Raw genomic sequence first — 16,293 nt, 5'->3', positions numbered from 1 at the left:
ATATAAGAGGCTTTCTTTTAATTATTATCGGTGGTGTTAATGAAAGCTGTTATTCTTGCTGGAGGATTTGGAACAAGATTAAGGCCAATTTCATCAACGAGACCAAAGCCTATGGTTCCGGTTCTCGGAAAGCCGAACCTGCAGTACCTCTTAGAGAGCTTAGAGAAAGTTAAAGAGATTGACGAAATAATTCTCTCCGTTCATTATATGAGGGGAGAGATTAGAGAGTTTATAGAGGAAAAAATGAGCGATTATCCAAAGGACATAAGATTCGTTAATGATCCAATGCCCCTGGAGACAGGTGGAGCGCTTAAGAACGTTGAGGAATATGTCAGCGACGAGTTCTTAGTGATTTATGGAGATGTGTTCACGAACTTTAACTTTGCAGAGCTCATTGAAGCTCACAAAAAGAACGATGGTCTAATAACAGTAGCTCTGACAAAAGTGTATGACCCAGAGAAGTATGGTGTTGTGATAACTGATGAGGAAGGAAAGGTGATAGAGTTTGAAGAGAAGCCGAAGAGACCAAAGACAAACTTAATTGATGCTGGAATTTATGTTGTAGGTAAAGAGGTTTTGAAGGAAATTCCAAAGGGCAAGGAAGTTTACTTCGAGAGAGAAGTTCTTCCAAAGTTTGTAAGCCAAGGCTTGGTTTATGGCTATAAGATGTCAAAGGATAACTATTGGGTTGATTTAGGATCCCCAGAAGACTTGTTCTATGCCCACCAGATAGCTCTTGATGAAATTGCGAGGGAAGATGGATACTTTACGATAAAAGAGGATGCTGAAGTTCCGGAGGACGTTGAGATTCAAGGGCCAGTTTACATTGACAGCGGAGCAAAAGTAGGACATGGAGTAAAGATTAAGGCTTACACTTACATTGGACCGAACACAATAATCGAGGACAAGGCATACTTGAAGAGGTCAATTCTCATTGGAAGCGACATAATCAAGGAGAAAAGCGAAATTAAGGACTCAATCCTTGGAGAAGGGGTAGTGATAGGAAAGAACGTCATTCTTAAAGAGGGAGCAGTTGTTGGTGACTATGCAAAGATTTATGACAACTTAGTGATCTATGGAGCAAAGATTCTTCCATGGAAGAAGGTTGAAGAGTATGAAGCATACATCAAGATAAAACTCGACCCAACAAAAGTTAGACCAGAGCTTACTCCAGACAGATGTCCTCTCGGCCTGCCAGAGTGTATCTACAAGAAGTTCAAGGCAATTGCCGGCGAAAAGCCACCGTGTGATGAGTGTATTGAGAACCAATGGCTCTTCTGAGGCCTCTCTTCTTTATTTTGATTCAGTATCTCATTCTCGGATTATATTCAAGAATTATTTCGCCATTCTTGAAAACTCTAATCACCCCACTCTCTGAGAGTGTTATGGCCGTTGCTTTTGTTTTCTTTGAGATACTGGCAGCAGCTAGATGCCTGCTTCCTAATCCCGGTGGCAAATGGACATCAAGTTTTTTTGGATTAACATCTAGGTATCTGCCTGCTGCTAAGATTCTCCCAGTGCTGCTTATAATAAAGGCCCCATCGAGCATAGCAAATTCCTTGATTATCCCTTTTACATTTTTGTCCAAAACATTCAGTCTATGTTCTTTAAAAGGATTTGGAATAATCTGATGGGAATGTTTTAGGACATTTTTGGTGTCTCCAACTACAAATATTGTTCCCACCGGGTAGCCTTCTTTTCCTTCTAGGCTAAGCTCTACCGCTATCTCAAGTAGCCTTTGGAGAACTGTTTGGGCTTCCTCAAAGAAGCCTTTTATAGTAGCTATTCCTTTTTTAACTGTTCTTACTCCAAGAGTGTTTGGGGTAACGTAAACAAAGGTTTCTCCATCAGAAATGATGTTGTTTTCAATAAGAAACGCAGAAACAAGGTTTATAACGTTCTTTATTCCTAGAGAAAGGGGTAAAGGGATTTTTTTAATTCTAGGATTAGATACATCGAAATCTTTCCCGACTACTATTACTGGCACATCTAATTCAGGGAGTTCTCCTTCAAAGGAAGGTATTATTATGACCAGTGCTCTAGCATCGACTTCGTTAATAATCTCCAAGGCTTTATTGATGAGAAGTTTGGTATGCCTTCCTTTATCCATCTTTACACCTATTTATAGCATTTCTAGAGGATATTTATAAAGTTGTTTGTTTGAAAAATCATTTTGTGTCCTTATGGAAAACGTTTAATAGTTTGGATAACATACGAATTAGTAGAAGTGTGCTCTAAAAACACTACTCGTGGTGAGAGCATGAAAATCGTAGTTGCAATAACTGGGGCCAGCGGAGTAATTTATGGGCTTCGACTCATAGAAACGCTGAGGGAGTTGGGTCATGATGTTATTACAGTTGCGTCAAAAACGGGTTTGGCAGTAATTCGCCATGAAGTTGGGATTGACTTTAGGCCAGATTATGGGGAAAATGACCTTTTTGCACCAATTGCTTCTGGCTCATATAAGTTTGATGCCGTTGTAATTGCTCCATGTTCAATGAAAACATTAAGTGCTATAGCCAATGGTTACGCTGACAACTTGATAACTAGGGTTGCGGATGTGGCTTTAAAGGAGAGGAGAAAGCTAGTCTTGCTGGTTAGGGAGACTCCTTTGAATCTGATCCATATTGAAAACATGTTGAAAATTACCCAAGCAGGAGGCATTATCATGCCAGCATCTCCAGGATTTTATCATAATCCTAAAAATTTAGACGATATGATAAACTTTATAATTGGTAAAATCTTAGACATTTTGGGTATCAGTCATAACTTATACAAAAGGTGGGGGGGATAAAATGTTACAGCTTGATGATTTGGACAGGGCAATATTGAAACTTCTTAAAGAGGATGCTAGGTTGACTATTTCTGAGATCAGCGAAAGACTAAACAAGCCAGAGTCCACTATACACTTTAGGATTAAAAAACTTCAAGAGAGAGGAATAATAGAGAGATACACGATTATTCTTGGAGAAAGCCTTAGACCTAAACACGTTGCTTTCCTAATCTTAAGAGTTGAGAAGCCCGTTATCGAGGACTTCCTTGAGAGGTATCTCGAATATATAACAAAGACCCTTGCAATGTTGCCAAATGTTCTCATGGTTGCTAAGAGTGAAGAAGACAAGATTGTCGCCCTAGTCGGAGAAGAAACCCAAGAAAAGCTCGATAAGTTCATAGAGGACAACATAAGGAGCATACCGACTCTAAAAGAAGTGTTGGTATTCCCAATTAGGACATTCAAGAAGGGTGAGGAAATCATTGGATTTCTCGCGGGGATTTAAATGGAGATCGAGATAAAATTTAGGGTTAATCTAGATGAAATTAAAAAGAAAATTGAAGCTCTTGGAGCTGAATTTGTAGGAGAAGAGATTCAAGAAGATTTGTATTTCTCCCTCTCTCCAAAACGACTTTTAAGAATCAGACGGATTGTTAATCTAAATGAAGTCATTCTCGGATACAAAGATATTAAGGATGAGAAAAATGAGGAGTTCGATGAAATTGAAGTGAAAGTCGAAGATTTTGAAAAGATGAAGATCATTCTAAAGCGCTTAGGATTTAAGGAAGATGTGTGGGTTAAGAAACATCGGTATGTTTACAAACTCGGTGATGTGACTTTTGAGCTCAATCACGTTGAAGGACTTGGGGATTTTCTTGACATAGAGGTTATGAGCGATGATATTGAAAAAGCCAAGAAAAGGATTTGGGAAGTTGCAAAGCTGTTAGGATTAAGCAAAGAAGATGTAGAGCCAAGACTATATCAAGAGATGCTTAAAGAATTACCCAAATATGTACAGAAAGAGTAAAATATTTCTTCTTTGGAATTTTATATGGTGACAAGGCATGAGAATTAAGAAAGGCCAAGGCTCTCTTGAGTATCTTTTTGTTGTTGCTTTAGTGATTATTATTGTTGCTATTGGAGTTAGGTATCTTAAAGGAGCCGCTAAAGAGGTGCCTCATTATAATGAAATAACTCTAAATCCAGGGCTTTTTAACAACATAACTGCCGATTATGGAGATATAAAAGTTGAGGCTTATTTAGTAGATAATGGCGATGGAACATACAAAGTGGAGTACAAAATCTGGGCAATAACGACACCTATAAGAAAAGCCCAGTTGGCACTAATATGCATGAATAAACCACCTAATGTGGCAGGGTATCAGGTGATAACACATGAAGGTCTACTTACACCGGTAAATTATTGGGCTAATTATTGGACTCCCGTTCCAGAGGAGTATTTTCCTTGTGAGATAAGATTCTATATTTGGAAGGAGTAAAGTGATGCCAAATGAAAGGATACTTAACTTTTATGACCTTTGTTTTTATATCCCTTCAGACTCTTGTTTATGCAAGCTTTGCAGTTTATTATGGTGATGTATCCCCTTCCAATGTAAATGAACTCTCAAAGTTCAATCTCCTTATTCTTTCTCCTTTAGTGGAAGAAAACTATATCAAAGAGCTGAAAGCCAAAAACGTAACCGTTGTGGGTTATTTAAGCCTAGCAACTATCGGCGACTGGGAGCCTTGGGCTGAGGAAGTTCCTGATAGTATAATAATAGGACATTGGGAAACATGGGATGAGAAAGAAGTTGACTTTTCCTCTCCACAGTGGAGAGACATAGTTCTCAATAAAGCTGTCCCGTATATCCTCTCAAAAGGTTTTGATGGTGTCTTTTTGGACAATTTGGACTACGTTGATAAGTATCCCGAAAAGAGAGAAGCAATGGTCGAACTCATTAAAGCAATTCGTGAAAAATATCCTGATATAGTTATTGTAGCAAACAGAGGCTTTTCAATAACCAAAGAAATTGCTCCCTATGTTGATTACATCCTCTTTGAGGATTTCATAACTTATTATGATTTCAATGACAATAAATACAAGATTTATCAAGATGCCGACTTGCAGTGGGTTCTTGCTCAAGCCGAAATGCTGAAGAAGCTGAATGTTAAAGTCTTGGCTTTAAGCTATGTGGATTTAGACAATGAGAAGCAGGTAGAAGAATTTTCCAAAGTCGTTTGCAAATATGCAGATAAATACGGCTTTGAAGTTTATATGGCCGATATAACCCTTCAGAGAATTGGATTTAACCCGTGTGAGAACTTCACAAAAAGCCAAGTTGCTTCAAGTGAGACAAAAATTGAGGGAGAAAATAAAAATATCTGCGGGTCGGGAGCAATTTTGCTAGTAGTACTTCTTCCGCACTCACTTAGAGAACTCATCTTGCGGTAGCTACAATTTTTATAATGTCGTTGAATTGAAGCTCATAGTCTTCCCCTACTCTTCTGTGTGTTCTTGCATTTATTGCATAGAGAAATGTCTTCCCTAGATCGGTGTGCACTTTAAATGCTAAGTCCCTCGGCGTTGAGCCTTTCTTCATTAAGAACACGTGAGGCAAAACGTTTCCAAAGCTGTCAGTCATCTTATTCTCGTCCTCAACGGGATAAACTGGAATCAACTGCAGTAATTCAAAAACAGCTTTGTTGATGACCTCTTGAACTCCCGTTGAGCCAAATCTCTCGAGGACTTTCTCTTTGATAAGCTCCAACGCTTTCTGCTGCTTTGAGCTGAGGGGTTTTAAAATTTTGAAATCGCTTTGACCGGGGAGATAATCTATGTAGCCAGCTTTCGCTGCCTTTCTAAGCGTTAACTCAGCGACAGCTGAAGTTGGTACGACAATATAGCCTCTTTTCTTCCCTTCTTCGATAAGTCTCTTTATTTGTTCATCGCTTGCCGTATCTGCTTTGTTTGCCGCTATTATGATTGGCTTATTTATTCTCCTAAGTTCGCTGACAAAGTTATACAAATCTTCATCGCTCCATTTGGTTGGGTCATTGCTTAAGTTTGTTTTGTGCAAAGCTTCAAGGACATCTTCCTCACTGACCCCAATTCCAGTCAGTTGCTCTGCAATGGCTCTTGCGAGATTTAGATGTTGAAGTTTAACCCTTTTAGCAAATTTATCCCAATTCTTCTTTAAAATTCCATAGATCCAGTAGTTTATCTCTTTCTCCAGAAATTCAATATCTTCAACGGGATCATGGTAATCTGTGGGCTGTCCTTCAGCATCAGTCTTTCCGCTTGCATCAATGATATGAATCAACGCTGAGGCCATTCTTAGGTCATCTAAAAATTTGTTTCCTAGACCCCTTCCCTCATGTGCACCGGGTACAAGTCCAGCTACGTCAATCATCTTTATTGGAATCAAGGCTAACCGGTCTCTATACTCGTAGTTCTGTGGATTTGGAACACAGCCAAGCTCTTTGCATGGATGCTCTGCTATAACATGACTCACTCCAACGTTCGCCTCAATAGTAGTGAATGGATAATTGGCTATCTGAACATCTACTAAAGTTGCTGCAGAGAAAAAGGTTGATTTTCCCACATTTGGCTTTCCGACTACACCGATCTCCATTTTATCACCTACTTACTCTAAGCTGGTTCCAGCTTATAAAGTTGAGGATTAAAAGATAAGGAATTTTCCTTTCTCCATTATCTTCTCCCCGTCAACTTCAACCGTTGGATTAAGAATGAGACAATCAAAGTGGTTCAAAGCTGGAGCATCATTATCATAGTTTGCCCCAATTGCTATATGGACTGTATTTCTGAGCTTCTCATCCTCAAGGAGCTTTCCACTCAATTTTTGCTCTCGGATTTAGTCCTATACCGAGTTCTCCCAAGTGCCATGCATTCTTAGCCAGCTCTTCTTTTCCCATTTTAAGCGCTCTTTCCTCTGCTCTCCTTATGGCCTCTTCAAGCTTTTTAGCTTCTTCTTTACCTTCAATCTTTTGCACAAAACCTTCTTTAACGTATACTTTTACAGGATTTTTGGAGAGTATACTTTTTCCCCCTAAGCCCAGAGTTCCATCAAAAACTATCACTCCCTCACTTTTTCCAACTGCGGGAGAAATGAATACTTCTCCAGCGGGCAAGTTGCCACCTTTTCCAGGTTTTCTAAAATCACCATCGTCTCTGAATGCTTTTCTTCCTTTGATGTTAATCCACAAATCTGTTCCTTTTTCAGTTGCTACATGCACTTCTTTCCCTTTATCAAAAATTTCAGCTAAGACTTGTGCCTCATACCTAAGCCTCTCATAATCAATTGGAACAGCTCTCAGATACATGTCTACAGTGATTCCAGGGCTCCAGAAGGAGCGTATTTTTCTATCTCCCCGGAGGAGCTTTTCAAAAATGTGGGTATACTTTTGGTTGTCTCTTCCTACATATCCGATATTCAATCCAAATGCATCTTTCCCCAATTTTTTCTCAGTTATTGAGATTACTATGTCCGGTTCACTTTTTATGGCCTCAATTACACTTCGCTCTGCAAATTCAAGTGAAGTCTTTGGCTCTTGAATAATGATTGTAGGCTTAGCGTGAAATTCCCTAGCAGCATTGAAAAGGCTCAATGAAATGCCAAGAATCTCTCCGGGATTTGTTATTATCAGCACTTCTTCCCCTTTCTGAACATCTAGAACTTCACGCATGACTATCCTTGAGACCTCCTCGAGCTTCATAGAACCACCTAAAATTGGGATTCGTTTCTTCATTTAATAACAATTATGGAAGAGAAAAGCATAATTACTTTGGATTCTTAATTCCTTGGGTGGTTACTGATGACAAGAATCTACACCCTTGTTGAAGATTATTCTGGTTATGAAAGTCCTTTCTTAGGTCACCATGGCATAAGTTTTCTAATTGAACACAGAGAAAAGCGCATTCTTTTTGACGTCGGACAAAGCGAAAAGCCAATTTTATACAATATGGGCATATTAGGGTTAGAGCCAGAGAGCATTGACTACATATTTTTATCACACTGCCACTATGACCATACTGGTGGCTTATTGGGGATGCTTAAAGCCATCAAAAGGAGAATTCCAGTCATTGCACATCCTTTAATATTCAGAAGACATTTTATAACAGAGCCATATCTGAGGCATGTTGGAATTCCATTTTCAAGAGAAGAGATTGAAGAGTTAGCAGAGTTATACCTAGTGGATGAGCCGTTTCAAATCGTTGAAGATATCTATTCTACTGGGGAAATAAGGAAGAGAGAAGACTTTGAGAAAGCAACTTTGGGGCTTTATACAGTAGAAGATGGCAAACTTGTGAGGGATGAACTTTTAGATGACATGAGCTTGGTTATAAAAACCTCGCAAGGGCTGGTAGTCGTTAGCGGTTGCTCTCATGCTGGAATTGTGAGCATAATTAAGCGTGCCGTTGAAATTACAGGCATCAAGAAAGTGAGGGCAGTTATTGGGGGATTCCATCTCATTGATGCCAGCGGTGAGAGGATAAAGCAAACTGTCAAAGCTTTCCAAGAGCTTGGTGTCGAAGAAGTTTATACGGGACATTGTACTGGACTAAAAGCAGAAGCTGAATTTTTGAAAGCTTACGGAGATAGGTTCCATAAGCTTCATAGTGGCATGGTAATTGAATTTTAGGTGTTGAAAATGGGGAATCCACAGATTACGCTCTTTGCATATTCAAAGGATAAATTTACGGAAAAGAGGCTTGAGAACATTGAGGAAGCCCTTAATTACACGGAATATTCTGTGGTATGGATAAACATTGATGGTATTGCTTATCTGGATGAATTAAAGAAAACTTTTGGTCTTTATGACACCTCGATAAGGTCAATCCTCCGTTCAAAAAGCAGACCAAAAGTTGAAATTTTTGAGGATTATCTTTTTGTACTCCTCTATCAAGTCTATGAATCCTCTGGAGGATTAAAAAGGGAGAAAACTGCAATATTTCTGAAGGATAACTACGTGATAACTCTGCAGGAAGTAAAGGGTGATGTTTTCAACCCTATAAGAGAGAGTATTAGGAAGCGAGAAGGACTTGTTAGGGAGAAAAAAGCGGATTATTTGGTTTTTCTCCTCCTTGATGCGGTAATTAACAACTATATCCCAATTTTGGATAAGATAAATGCAAAAATGGAGGCGATAGAGGATAAGATACTCCGTAACAGCGACAGAGAAATGCTCAGGAAAATTCACACAATACGCAGAAGAATCCTCTTCATGAGGCGTGCAATTTTCCCTCTCCTTGAGGTCTTTAGGGAGCTGCAGCTTGAAGGTACAAGGTTCTTTGAAGAGGACACAAGGCCATATCTTAGAGAGCTTAATGCCCCACGTTCTGGAAGTTCTTGACCTAATAGAAAGCCAGCGTGAGATGGCGAATGGTCTCATAGATATTTACTACTCCACAATCTCAATGAGAATAAATGAGATCATGAGAGTACTAACAGTAATTTCGACAATTTTCATACCTCTGACGTTCATAACTGGACTATACGGTATGAACTTCCGCTACATGCCAGAGCTGACTTGGCGTTATGGATACCCTGCAGTTCTGCTTGTTATGTTGATGACATCACTTAGCATGCTCTATTATTTCAAAAGAAAAGGGTGGCTTTAGAGATTCAGAGCAAGCTTCACAGCTTTTTCAGCTATAATATCCATTGGATCAATTAGCGGAACCTCCAAATCCTCAGGTTTCAGCGCAACACTTACCTCAGTGCAGCCCGCAATGATGCCTTCGCTTTCCTTTTCAAGCTTTTTGGCTATCTCCAACAGGAGTTCTCTCCCAAGCTCGAACTTGTTAGCTTTGATTCCTTCGTAGATGCCTCTCATGACTTTCTCTTGCTCTTCCTCATTTGGTATTATCGCTTTTATCTCTCTCTTTTCCAGAGCTTTCTGATAAATTCCACTAGTTAATGTTCCCGTTGTTGCCAGCAGTCCAACTCGTTTAATCCCCAGCTGTTTAACATATTCGGCAGTTTCCTCAATCATGTTGATTAGTGGAATGTTTATTGCCTTCTGGATCTCATCGGCGAAGAAGTGTGCTGTGTTGCAGGGCATTATTATAAAATCTGCTCCCCAGCTTTCAAGCTTTTTTGCACTGTCAATGAGTTCTGGCAGGGGATTTTCACCTTTACCGAGAATGTAAGCTGTTCTATCGGGAATTTTTGGATTGTTGTAGATTATAATCCTTGGATGGTCCTGGTCTCTTTTTGCTGGGGTTTTCAGAACTATTCTTTTAAATAGCTCAACAGTTGCCATAGGGCCCATACCGCCAAGGATACCTATTATTTTTTCCTTCCCCATTTTAACCACTCAGCTTTTTGCATATTTGAGTTTGCCTTCTTTCCACTCAATATAACGCGCCATAATAAACAGCAAGTCACCTAGGCGGTTGAGATATTTTAGGGCATCTTCGCCAAATCCATATTCCAAAAGGAGCCTTGCAACTTTTCTTTCTGCCCTTCTCACAACAGCTCTGCAGACGTCAAGTTTTGCGCTCGCTATTGTTGAGCCAGGGATTACAAAAGATTTCAGCTGGACTTCCTCTTCGAATTTTTTAATTAACCCTTCTATCTCCTCTATCTCCCTCTCCCTAATCTTCTTGTATTTGCCTTTGCTTGCTATCTCTGCCATGAGAGAATACAGGTCAACTTGAATTTTCTCTACAATGGCTCTAAGCTCCTCATCCCCAATGTAGTGCTTTGCTTCTCCAAGAAAAGAGCTTGCTTCATCAATTGCCCCGTTGGCTTCAATAATCGGTGAGAACTTTGCCAGCCTTTCCCCAGTGAAAATTCCAGTTGTTCCCTTATCACCAGTTTTTGTTGTGATTGGCATATAATCACCAAGTTCAGTTAAAAGTGCTGGCCTTTTTATCCCTTTTGTTGCTTTTTTGTTGTCTAATGTCGATATCTATACATCACAGGTGATACAAAAGCACTAGGAAAAGCTATTTATACTTGAGAGCGTTTTTAGAATTTTGGTGATACTATGAAGAGGTGGGGTCTGTTTTTGATTATTGTAATGATTTTAAGTATGGTTCCAGCGTGGATGATTAAGCCGGTAACAGCTACGGACTCCATTCTAACGGCCATTGACGACGCATACAGCTATTATAAAGATGGGGAGACCTTTAACTGGAAAGACTATTACTATGACAGCTTTTATGGTGACTATGTCCTTTACGTTGGAAATTCGTCTAGTTATCAGAAAGAAAGGGCATATTTGAAATTCGATCTCTCAGAATTGCCCACGAATATACAGATAGAGTCTGCCAGCCTCTGCATTTACGTCACCTACGTGAAGAATGGTCCCTTTGACATCGGTCTTTACACGACCACTAATAATTGGGCTGGCTCAGAAACGCCAGATGCCATTCCGGAGCCTATTGAACTTGTTGCTACTGCAACTGCTAACAGCTACAACACCTGGTACTGCTTTGATGTTTCCGACTTCATGGCTAACCTTGACCTAACTGACAATCATGTTATCAGCTTCATCGTCAAGCTCGTTGATGAGTCACTTACTAATAACTACCTGAAGATATCATCCACAGATGCATCAGACAATAGGCCTTATTTGAACGTGGAGTACACTCTTCCCAAAAACGTTCAAATTACCAATGTTGAAGCTCCAAAAGTAGTTTGGAAAGGGGAAAAGACAAACATTAATGTAACCGTGCAGAACAATGATGAATTTGATTACTCAAACCTTAATCTAACGATATCCGTCAATGGAAAGGTCATTTACGAAAACACAACATTTTCAATTGGGAAGAATGAAGAGAAAACTGTGGGCATTCCATGGACTCCAGAGGGGTTAGGCACTCACGAGATTAGTGTCATACTCAAAGATGAGGACGGATCCCTGTTATCCCAAGAAACTGCTTATGTTGAGGTAGGTGTAGTGACGTCAATCCAAGAAATTCAGAGCAATACCGAGGATGGTGATGCTTCAGTTTATGAAGATATTCTCGTAAAGACCTATGGTGTAGTCACTTTTGTTACAGACTATGGATTCACAATTCAGAATGGTACTGGGCCATGGAGTGGAATCTGGGTCTACACTGGTAGCACTCCGCCAGTCAAGGTTGGTGACTATGTCAGCGTTCAGGCTCTTGTGGAGGAGCACTATCATTTCACTGAGCTCAACTACAAAGATACCCTGACCGACCAGAGAAACATAGAAGTTTTGGGTACTGCTGAAGTTCCTGATCCAGTGATTCTCCCAACGGGCGATGTTGCCCAAGAGCAGTGGGAAGGTGTTCTCGTGGAGGTCAGGGATGTTAAGGTTGTCAATCCTAACCTTAGCTACGGGGAGTGGTCGGTTGATGACGGTAGTGGCCCAGTTAGAATTGACGATAAGTTCTACGACTATACCCCGAGCTATACAAAATATGACTACATAAGAGGAATTGTGTGGTATCCCTATGGTAACTTTAAGATTGAACCAAGGTATGCAGAGGACATAAAGCCGCACATTCCAGATTTCAATGTTATTGCACATACTCTCGTTCTCTATTATGATAAAAAATACATGAAACATAAAGGAGAGCTTGACCAGCTTTATGAGCAGTTTACAGATATGATTGAAGAGCTCCAAGAGTATGGAGTTGACTTAACACCAATTCAGAGGGACATAGAGGCAATACAGGCAAATGTTGAAGAGATAAACAGCCTTCACCAGAAGTACGAGAGCCTTTCAGGCTACAAGGAAAAGGGCTACTACATCCCGCTCATGATACCACTCAGGAAGGCAACAGTCATCACCGAAGAAACCATTAAGATGCTTGAGCACATCAACCCAATACTAAACTCAACACTTGAGCAAGTCAAGGCGATGATTCAACAACAGAATATGACTAGCGAAAATGCAACAATAATTGAGAACATAACAATAAAAGTTCCAAAGCTCGTAAAAGTGCTTATCGATTCAGGTCATAATCAGTACTACAATGCTGACATGATGAGTGGTCTCATCAACAGGATTAAGAACGAACTTAACTGGACAGTTGATGTTAACTATGGAATGCTAACCTACGAGAAGCTCAAAGATTATGACATTCTCATCATTACTAATCCAGGGACGGATATCACAGATGAGGAAGCTCAAGCAATCAAGCAGTGGGTCAAAGAAGGTGGGGGCCTCTTCATTCTCGGAGACTGGCATAAGTACATTTACTAGTACATTTACTACAGAAGCTTGAATAAGATAACTGAAGAGTTTGGCATCAAGTTCAATGACGATGAGCTTATGGATGATGAAATAAACGATGGAAAGCCGTACTATCCGTTCGTTGGTGAATACAACTTTGAGCATCCAGCAATGAAATTCCTCAACGAAACATGGAAGATGTATTATGGCGGTGATACTTTGGATGTATCTGGAGATGCAGTTTGGCTTATCAGAGGTTATGAAAGCTCCTATGCTGTTGATCAGACAGGAAAGATTACAAAAGAGAAGGGATCAAAACCAATTGTCGCAGCAGCAGTTGAGGTTGGAGAAGGAAGAATCGTAGCCTATGGTTCAAGCAAAGCTATAAGCGACAAGTATTACGGAAACTACATAAGCACAAACTGGCCGTTCATTAAGGGAGTTCTCCTCTGGCTTGCAGGGGAAATCTGAACTTTCTCTTTAATTTTATCTTCGCTTCTCATTTCAACATCCATCGAAGCGAAACGATTTTATATTTAAGGATTGCACTCTTCTATGCATAGATGAGAGGTGGGAGTCATGCATGAACTTGTTGAGTTTGCTGTTGAAAAGGCTTTAGAGCTTGGAGCAAAATACGCGGAAGCAAGATTCGAGGAACATAGTGGAGTAAATATTGTCATGAAAAACGGCAATCCAGAAGGGCTAGGCATAAGAGCTGACAGAGGGATTGGAATTAGAGTTCTTGTAAATGGCGGAATGGGGTTTGCATCAACAAACGTTCTGACAAAGGAAAGTGTCAGCGAAGCTGTCAAGAAAGCTGTTAAGCTTGCAAAAGCTGCGGCAAAAGTTAGAAACAGACCAATAGAGTTCAGCGAGGGGAGGTTTCATGAAGTTTACTACGAAGTAAGAATGAAGAAAGACTTCAGAGACTATTCTGGAGAAGAAAAGATGGAGTATCTAAAGCTCATCGAAGAAGAAGTTCTGAACAGTGGAGTCAATGTTCCAATGAGATTTTTAAGCTATCAAGACTGGATTGCTCACAAGTATTTCGTCAACAATGAAGGAGCAAAAGTTGAGAGTGTCATTCCAAGGGTCTCAATAACATACAACTTGGTGGTTTTTGAGGAAGGTCAAGTTGAACAAGCTCCGTTTGTTCAGACAGCTTTCACTGGTGGTCTTGAGTTGATAGAGAAGGCAGAACCCTGGAAGAAAGCATTAAATGATGTTAAAGCCTTGCAGAGATTAATAAAGGAAGGAAAGAAGCCGCCAGAAGGAAAGGTAGATGTTGTTATAAGTCCAGAAGTTGCAGGAATAGCTGTTCACGAGAGCGTTGGACATCCTTATGAAGCTGATAGGATTTTTGGAAGGGAGGCAGCTCAAGCTGGAGAGAGCTTTGTCAAACCAGAGATGCTTGGACAAAAAATTGGGAGTGAAGTTGTTACTGTTATTGAAGACCCAACAATACCAAACAGCTGGGGTTTCTACCTGTATGATGATGAAGGCGTCAAAGCTCGTCCGAGGTACCTAATCAAAGATGGAATCATTACCGAGTTCTTGATGAATAGAGAATACGCCTATTACTTAGGCACTCACTCAAACGCCTCTGCTAGGGCGATAAACTACGACAGAGAGCCCATAGTGAGAATGGCCAACACATACTTGGCTCCGGGCGATTATTCCTTTGAGGAGCTGATTGAAGATGTGAAGCTTGGAGTTTACATGGTCAGCTTTAACGAATGGAACATTGACGATAGGAGGTACCAGCAGAGGTACATTGGTAGAGAGGCGTATTTAATCGAGAATGGTGAAATAAAGCATCCAGTAAGGAGACCTATCCTTGAGATTACAACAAAAGGTCTGTGGAGCAGTGTTGACGCAGTAGGAAAGGAGGTTGAATTTTACCCAGGAACATGTGGAAAAGGTGAACCCGGACAGGGAGTTCCAGTATGGATGGGAGGGGCGAGTGCAAGACTTAGGGACGTTGTATTGAGGAGGTGAGAAAATGTTTGATATTAATGAACTCATTTTAAAGAAGGCCAAAGAGATTGGCTTTGGAGATGTCGTTGTTTTATCATATGAGACACAGAGGAGACAAGTCAGATTTGCAAACAACGAGATTACTGTCGCTAAAAACTGGCACTATCAAAAATCTGTAATTTTTGCTGAATATGAAAAGAGGCTTGTCTCAACAGAGCTTACAGCACTTGATGAAAAAACAATCGAAGAGACATTAAAAATGCTTTTCAAGACAGCAAAGGCGATGGAGCCAAAGAAGGACTATTATGGCATAGCAGAGGGCCCATTTGAATATAGGGACATTCCAGAGACATTTGACAAGGCAATAGTTGAGCTTGATGAGCCGAATGAATACGTTGAGATTGCCATAAACTCAGCATTGGAAGAAGGGGCTAAGAGGGTTGCTGGAGTTCTCTATACGGACTACAACAAGCTCTACTTAACGACAAGCAACAATGTTGAGGCTTTTGACGAGGGAACCGGCATAGAAATCAGTGTTAGGGCTTTCGTTGATGACATAGCAAGCGGACATGGGACGAATTCAGTCAGAGTTTTGAAAAAGTTCGACCCAGAAAGCGCTGGAAGAAAGGCTGGAGAGATAGCGAAGCTTGCCGTTAATCCGGAAGAGGGAGATGCTGGCAAATACGACGTCATCTTTGACCCGTTAGCCTTCGCAAATCTGCTTTCATATATGAGCTTCATGGCATCAGCCTTTGCTGTTGAAGCAGGATTCAGCTTTTTAGTTGGCAAGCTTGGGCAGAAGGTTGCAAGTGAAGACCTCGTTTTGAAGGATGTAGGCAACATGCCAAATGCTTATGGAACGAGGAAATTTGACGATGAAGGTGTTCCAACTCAAGAAACAACGATAATTGAAAATGGAGTTTTGAAGACGTATCTTCTCAACACAAGCCTAGCTAGAAAATACAACACTAAAACAACAGCTAACGCAGGTCTAACAATGCCAAGAGCTTGGAACATCTACCTTGAAGCTGGAGATTACTCAAAAGAAGAGCTCTTCAGCGAGGTCAAGAGGGGAATTTACATAACAAACGTTTGGTACACAAGGTTCCAGAACTATGTTGCTGGTGATTTCTCGACGATTCCAAGGGATGGAGCGTTCTTAATTGAAAACGGTGAGATTGTTAAGCCGATAAGGAACATCCGCGTAAGCGATAACTTCCAGCGCATCTTGGAGAGCATAGCTGCTCTAGGAAAGGAACTCTATCACATCCACTGGTGGGAAGTCAGAACGCCAGTATTTACTCCTTATGTGTTGGTTAAAGATGTTGGCATAACGAAGGCTACAAAGTAACTTCTTTTTCCTTTTC

The 16,293-nt window shown here is 40.5% G+C and carries 19 protein-coding genes; 13 read left to right on the top strand and 6 right to left on the bottom strand.

What is annotated here, in order from left to right:
* The first annotated feature begins 39 nt into the window (after positions 1 to 39).
* The gene (locus E3E24_RS05090; RefSeq protein WP_167885562.1) at positions 40 to 1,281 is read left to right on the top strand and encodes a sugar phosphate nucleotidyltransferase; all 1,242 of its coding nucleotides are present in this window, start codon (positions 40 to 42) and stop codon (positions 1,279 to 1,281) included.
* Between the two features lie 22 nt (positions 1,282 to 1,303).
* Here E3E24_RS05090 and E3E24_RS05085 read toward each other — a convergent pair whose 3' ends face one another.
* The gene (locus E3E24_RS05085; protein WP_167885433.1) at positions 1,304 to 2,110 is read right to left on the bottom strand and encodes a diadenylate cyclase; all 807 of its coding nucleotides are present in this window, start codon (positions 2,108 to 2,110) and stop codon (positions 1,304 to 1,306) included.
* Positions 2,111 to 2,260: 150 nt separating this feature from the next.
* On the opposite strand from E3E24_RS05085, the gene E3E24_RS05080 reads away from it, so the two are divergent.
* From E3E24_RS05080 to E3E24_RS05060, 5 genes are read left to right on the top strand one after another with little or no spacing between them, the layout of a single operon-like run.
* Positions 2,261 to 2,794, top strand: coding sequence for a UbiX family flavin prenyltransferase (locus tag E3E24_RS05080; protein ID WP_167885434.1), 534 nt, complete (start codon positions 2,261 to 2,263; stop codon positions 2,792 to 2,794).
* 1 nt (position 2,795) lies between these two features.
* A complete protein-coding gene (locus tag E3E24_RS05075; RefSeq protein WP_167885435.1) occupies positions 2,796 to 3,278 on the top strand; it encodes an Lrp/AsnC family transcriptional regulator in 483 nt (160 codons plus the stop codon).
* Complete coding sequence (gene cyaB / locus E3E24_RS05070; protein WP_167885436.1) at positions 3,279 to 3,800, top strand: class IV adenylate cyclase; 522 nt, start codon at positions 3,279 to 3,281, stop codon at positions 3,798 to 3,800. It abuts the gene before it with no gap.
* A gap of 37 nt (positions 3,801 to 3,837) precedes the next feature.
* A complete protein-coding gene (locus E3E24_RS05065; RefSeq protein WP_167885437.1) occupies positions 3,838 to 4,272 on the top strand; it encodes a class III signal peptide-containing protein in 435 nt (144 codons plus the stop codon).
* An 11-nt stretch (positions 4,273 to 4,283) separates the two neighbouring features.
* Positions 4,284 to 5,225, top strand: coding sequence for an endo alpha-1,4 polygalactosaminidase (locus E3E24_RS05060; RefSeq protein WP_167885438.1), 942 nt, complete (start codon positions 4,284 to 4,286; stop codon positions 5,223 to 5,225).
* Here E3E24_RS05060 and E3E24_RS05055 read toward each other — a convergent pair.
* The 3 genes from E3E24_RS05055 to E3E24_RS05050 are packed head-to-tail and all read right to left on the bottom strand — an operon-like array spanning position 5,212 to position 7,507.
* Positions 5,212 to 6,405, bottom strand: coding sequence for a redox-regulated ATPase YchF (locus E3E24_RS05055; RefSeq protein ID WP_167885439.1), 1,194 nt, complete (start codon positions 6,403 to 6,405; stop codon positions 5,212 to 5,214). The genes E3E24_RS05060 and E3E24_RS05055 overlap by 14 nt on opposite strands.
* Before the next feature lie 48 nt (positions 6,406 to 6,453).
* Complete coding sequence (locus E3E24_RS12855) at positions 6,454 to 6,630, bottom strand: hypothetical protein (RefSeq protein WP_240912111.1); 177 nt, start codon at positions 6,628 to 6,630, stop codon at positions 6,454 to 6,456.
* Complete coding sequence (locus E3E24_RS05050) at positions 6,611 to 7,507, bottom strand: aminopeptidase (protein WP_240912112.1); 897 nt, start codon at positions 7,505 to 7,507, stop codon at positions 6,611 to 6,613. The genes E3E24_RS12855 and E3E24_RS05050 overlap by 20 nt, the downstream gene beginning before the upstream one ends.
* A 99-nt stretch (positions 7,508 to 7,606) precedes the next feature.
* On the opposite strand from E3E24_RS05050, the gene E3E24_RS05045 reads away from it, so the two are divergent.
* Genes E3E24_RS05045 through E3E24_RS12850 form a run of 3 tightly spaced genes read left to right on the top strand, consistent with a single transcriptional unit; the run spans position 7,607 to position 9,413 of the window.
* Positions 7,607 to 8,434, top strand: a complete 828-nt coding sequence (locus E3E24_RS05045; protein WP_167885440.1) for an MBL fold metallo-hydrolase — start codon at positions 7,607 to 7,609, stop codon at positions 8,432 to 8,434.
* A 9-nt stretch (positions 8,435 to 8,443) separates the two neighbouring features.
* Positions 8,444 to 9,145 carry a CorA family divalent cation transporter gene (locus E3E24_RS05040; protein ID WP_240912537.1) on the top strand — a complete coding sequence of 234 codons (702 nt, stop codon included), beginning with the start codon at positions 8,444 to 8,446 and terminating at the stop codon, positions 9,143 to 9,145.
* Complete coding sequence (locus E3E24_RS12850) at positions 9,120 to 9,413, top strand: CorA family divalent cation transporter (protein ID WP_240912536.1); 294 nt, start codon at positions 9,120 to 9,122, stop codon at positions 9,411 to 9,413. The genes E3E24_RS05040 and E3E24_RS12850 overlap by 26 nt, the downstream gene beginning before the upstream one ends.
* Here E3E24_RS12850 and E3E24_RS05035 read toward each other — a convergent pair.
* Both E3E24_RS05035 and E3E24_RS05030 read right to left on the bottom strand, forming a co-directional pair.
* On the bottom strand, positions 9,410 to 10,102 hold the full coding sequence (locus E3E24_RS05035; protein WP_167885441.1) for an aspartate/glutamate racemase family protein: 693 nt from the start codon (positions 10,100 to 10,102) through the stop codon (positions 9,410 to 9,412). The two genes, E3E24_RS12850 and E3E24_RS05035, sit on opposite strands and share 4 nt — an antisense overlap.
* A 9-nt stretch (positions 10,103 to 10,111) precedes the next feature.
* A complete protein-coding gene (locus tag E3E24_RS05030; protein WP_167885442.1) occupies positions 10,112 to 10,633 on the bottom strand; it encodes a cob(I)yrinic acid a,c-diamide adenosyltransferase in 522 nt (173 codons plus the stop codon).
* Positions 10,634 to 10,786: 153 nt separating this feature from the next.
* Between E3E24_RS05030 and E3E24_RS05025 the strand changes: the two genes are divergently transcribed.
* The 4 genes from E3E24_RS05025 to E3E24_RS05010 all read left to right on the top strand — a co-directional run bounded on the left by E3E24_RS05025 (position 10,787) and on the right by E3E24_RS05010 (position 16,277).
* Positions 10,787 to 12,979: a DNRLRE domain-containing protein gene (locus E3E24_RS05025; protein ID WP_167915722.1), complete on the top strand. Its 2,193-nt coding sequence runs from the start codon at positions 10,787 to 10,789 to the stop codon at positions 12,977 to 12,979.
* 18 nt (positions 12,980 to 12,997) lie between these two features.
* A complete protein-coding gene (locus E3E24_RS05020) occupies positions 12,998 to 13,420 on the top strand; it encodes a hypothetical protein (RefSeq protein WP_167915721.1) in 423 nt (140 codons plus the stop codon).
* 108 nt (positions 13,421 to 13,528) lie between these two features.
* Positions 13,529 to 14,947 carry a TldD/PmbA family protein gene (locus E3E24_RS05015; protein ID WP_167885444.1) on the top strand — a complete coding sequence of 473 codons (1,419 nt, stop codon included), beginning with the start codon at positions 13,529 to 13,531 and terminating at the stop codon, positions 14,945 to 14,947.
* Between the two features lie 4 nt (positions 14,948 to 14,951).
* Positions 14,952 to 16,277 (top strand): TldD/PmbA family protein, encoded by a 1,326-nt coding sequence (locus E3E24_RS05010; protein WP_167885445.1) that lies wholly within the window; start codon positions 14,952 to 14,954, stop codon positions 16,275 to 16,277.
* Positions 16,278 to 16,293: the final 16 nt, after the last annotated feature.

The organism is Thermococcus sp. LS2, assembly GCF_012027375.1.
Classification (GTDB): domain Archaea; phylum Methanobacteriota_B; class Thermococci; order Thermococcales; family Thermococcaceae; genus Thermococcus_B.
This window is presented reverse-complemented; position numbering and strand designations above follow the sequence as displayed.

What these genes read in the sequence shown, in the direction of transcription:
- E3E24_RS05090 (WP_167885562.1), top strand. Translation starts at nt 40, where the DNA reads ATGAAAGCTGTTATTCTTGCTGGAGGATTTGGAACAAGATTAAGGCCA.
- E3E24_RS05085 (WP_167885433.1), bottom strand. Translation starts at nt 2,110, where the DNA reads ATGGATAAAGGAAGGCATACCAAACTTCTCATCAATAAAGCCTTGGAG.
- E3E24_RS05080 (WP_167885434.1), top strand. Translation starts at nt 2,261, where the DNA reads ATGAAAATCGTAGTTGCAATAACTGGGGCCAGCGGAGTAATTTATGGG.
- E3E24_RS05075 (WP_167885435.1), top strand. Translation starts at nt 2,796, where the DNA reads ATGTTACAGCTTGATGATTTGGACAGGGCAATATTGAAACTTCTTAAA.
- cyaB (WP_167885436.1), top strand. Translation starts at nt 3,279, where the DNA reads ATGGAGATCGAGATAAAATTTAGGGTTAATCTAGATGAAATTAAAAAG.
- E3E24_RS05065 (WP_167885437.1), top strand. Translation starts at nt 3,838, where the DNA reads ATGAGAATTAAGAAAGGCCAAGGCTCTCTTGAGTATCTTTTTGTTGTT.
- E3E24_RS05060 (WP_167885438.1), top strand. Translation starts at nt 4,284, where the DNA reads ATGAAAGGATACTTAACTTTTATGACCTTTGTTTTTATATCCCTTCAG.
- E3E24_RS05055 (WP_167885439.1), bottom strand. Translation starts at nt 6,405, where the DNA reads ATGGAGATCGGTGTAGTCGGAAAGCCAAATGTGGGAAAATCAACCTTT.
- E3E24_RS05050 (WP_240912112.1), bottom strand. Translation starts at nt 7,507, where the DNA reads ATGAAGCTCGAGGAGGTCTCAAGGATAGTCATGCGTGAAGTTCTAGAT.
- E3E24_RS05045 (WP_167885440.1), top strand. Translation starts at nt 7,607, where the DNA reads ATGACAAGAATCTACACCCTTGTTGAAGATTATTCTGGTTATGAAAGT.
- E3E24_RS05040 (WP_240912537.1), top strand. Translation starts at nt 8,444, where the DNA reads ATGGGGAATCCACAGATTACGCTCTTTGCATATTCAAAGGATAAATTT.
- E3E24_RS12850 (WP_240912536.1), top strand. Translation starts at nt 9,120, where the DNA reads ATGCCCCACGTTCTGGAAGTTCTTGACCTAATAGAAAGCCAGCGTGAG.
- E3E24_RS05035 (WP_167885441.1), bottom strand. Translation starts at nt 10,102, where the DNA reads ATGGGGAAGGAAAAAATAATAGGTATCCTTGGCGGTATGGGCCCTATG.
- E3E24_RS05030 (WP_167885442.1), bottom strand. Translation starts at nt 10,633, where the DNA reads ATGCCAATCACAACAAAAACTGGTGATAAGGGAACAACTGGAATTTTC.
- E3E24_RS05025 (WP_167915722.1), top strand. Translation starts at nt 10,787, where the DNA reads ATGAAGAGGTGGGGTCTGTTTTTGATTATTGTAATGATTTTAAGTATG.
- E3E24_RS05015 (WP_167885444.1), top strand. Translation starts at nt 13,529, where the DNA reads ATGCATGAACTTGTTGAGTTTGCTGTTGAAAAGGCTTTAGAGCTTGGA.
- E3E24_RS05010 (WP_167885445.1), top strand. Translation starts at nt 14,952, where the DNA reads ATGTTTGATATTAATGAACTCATTTTAAAGAAGGCCAAAGAGATTGGC.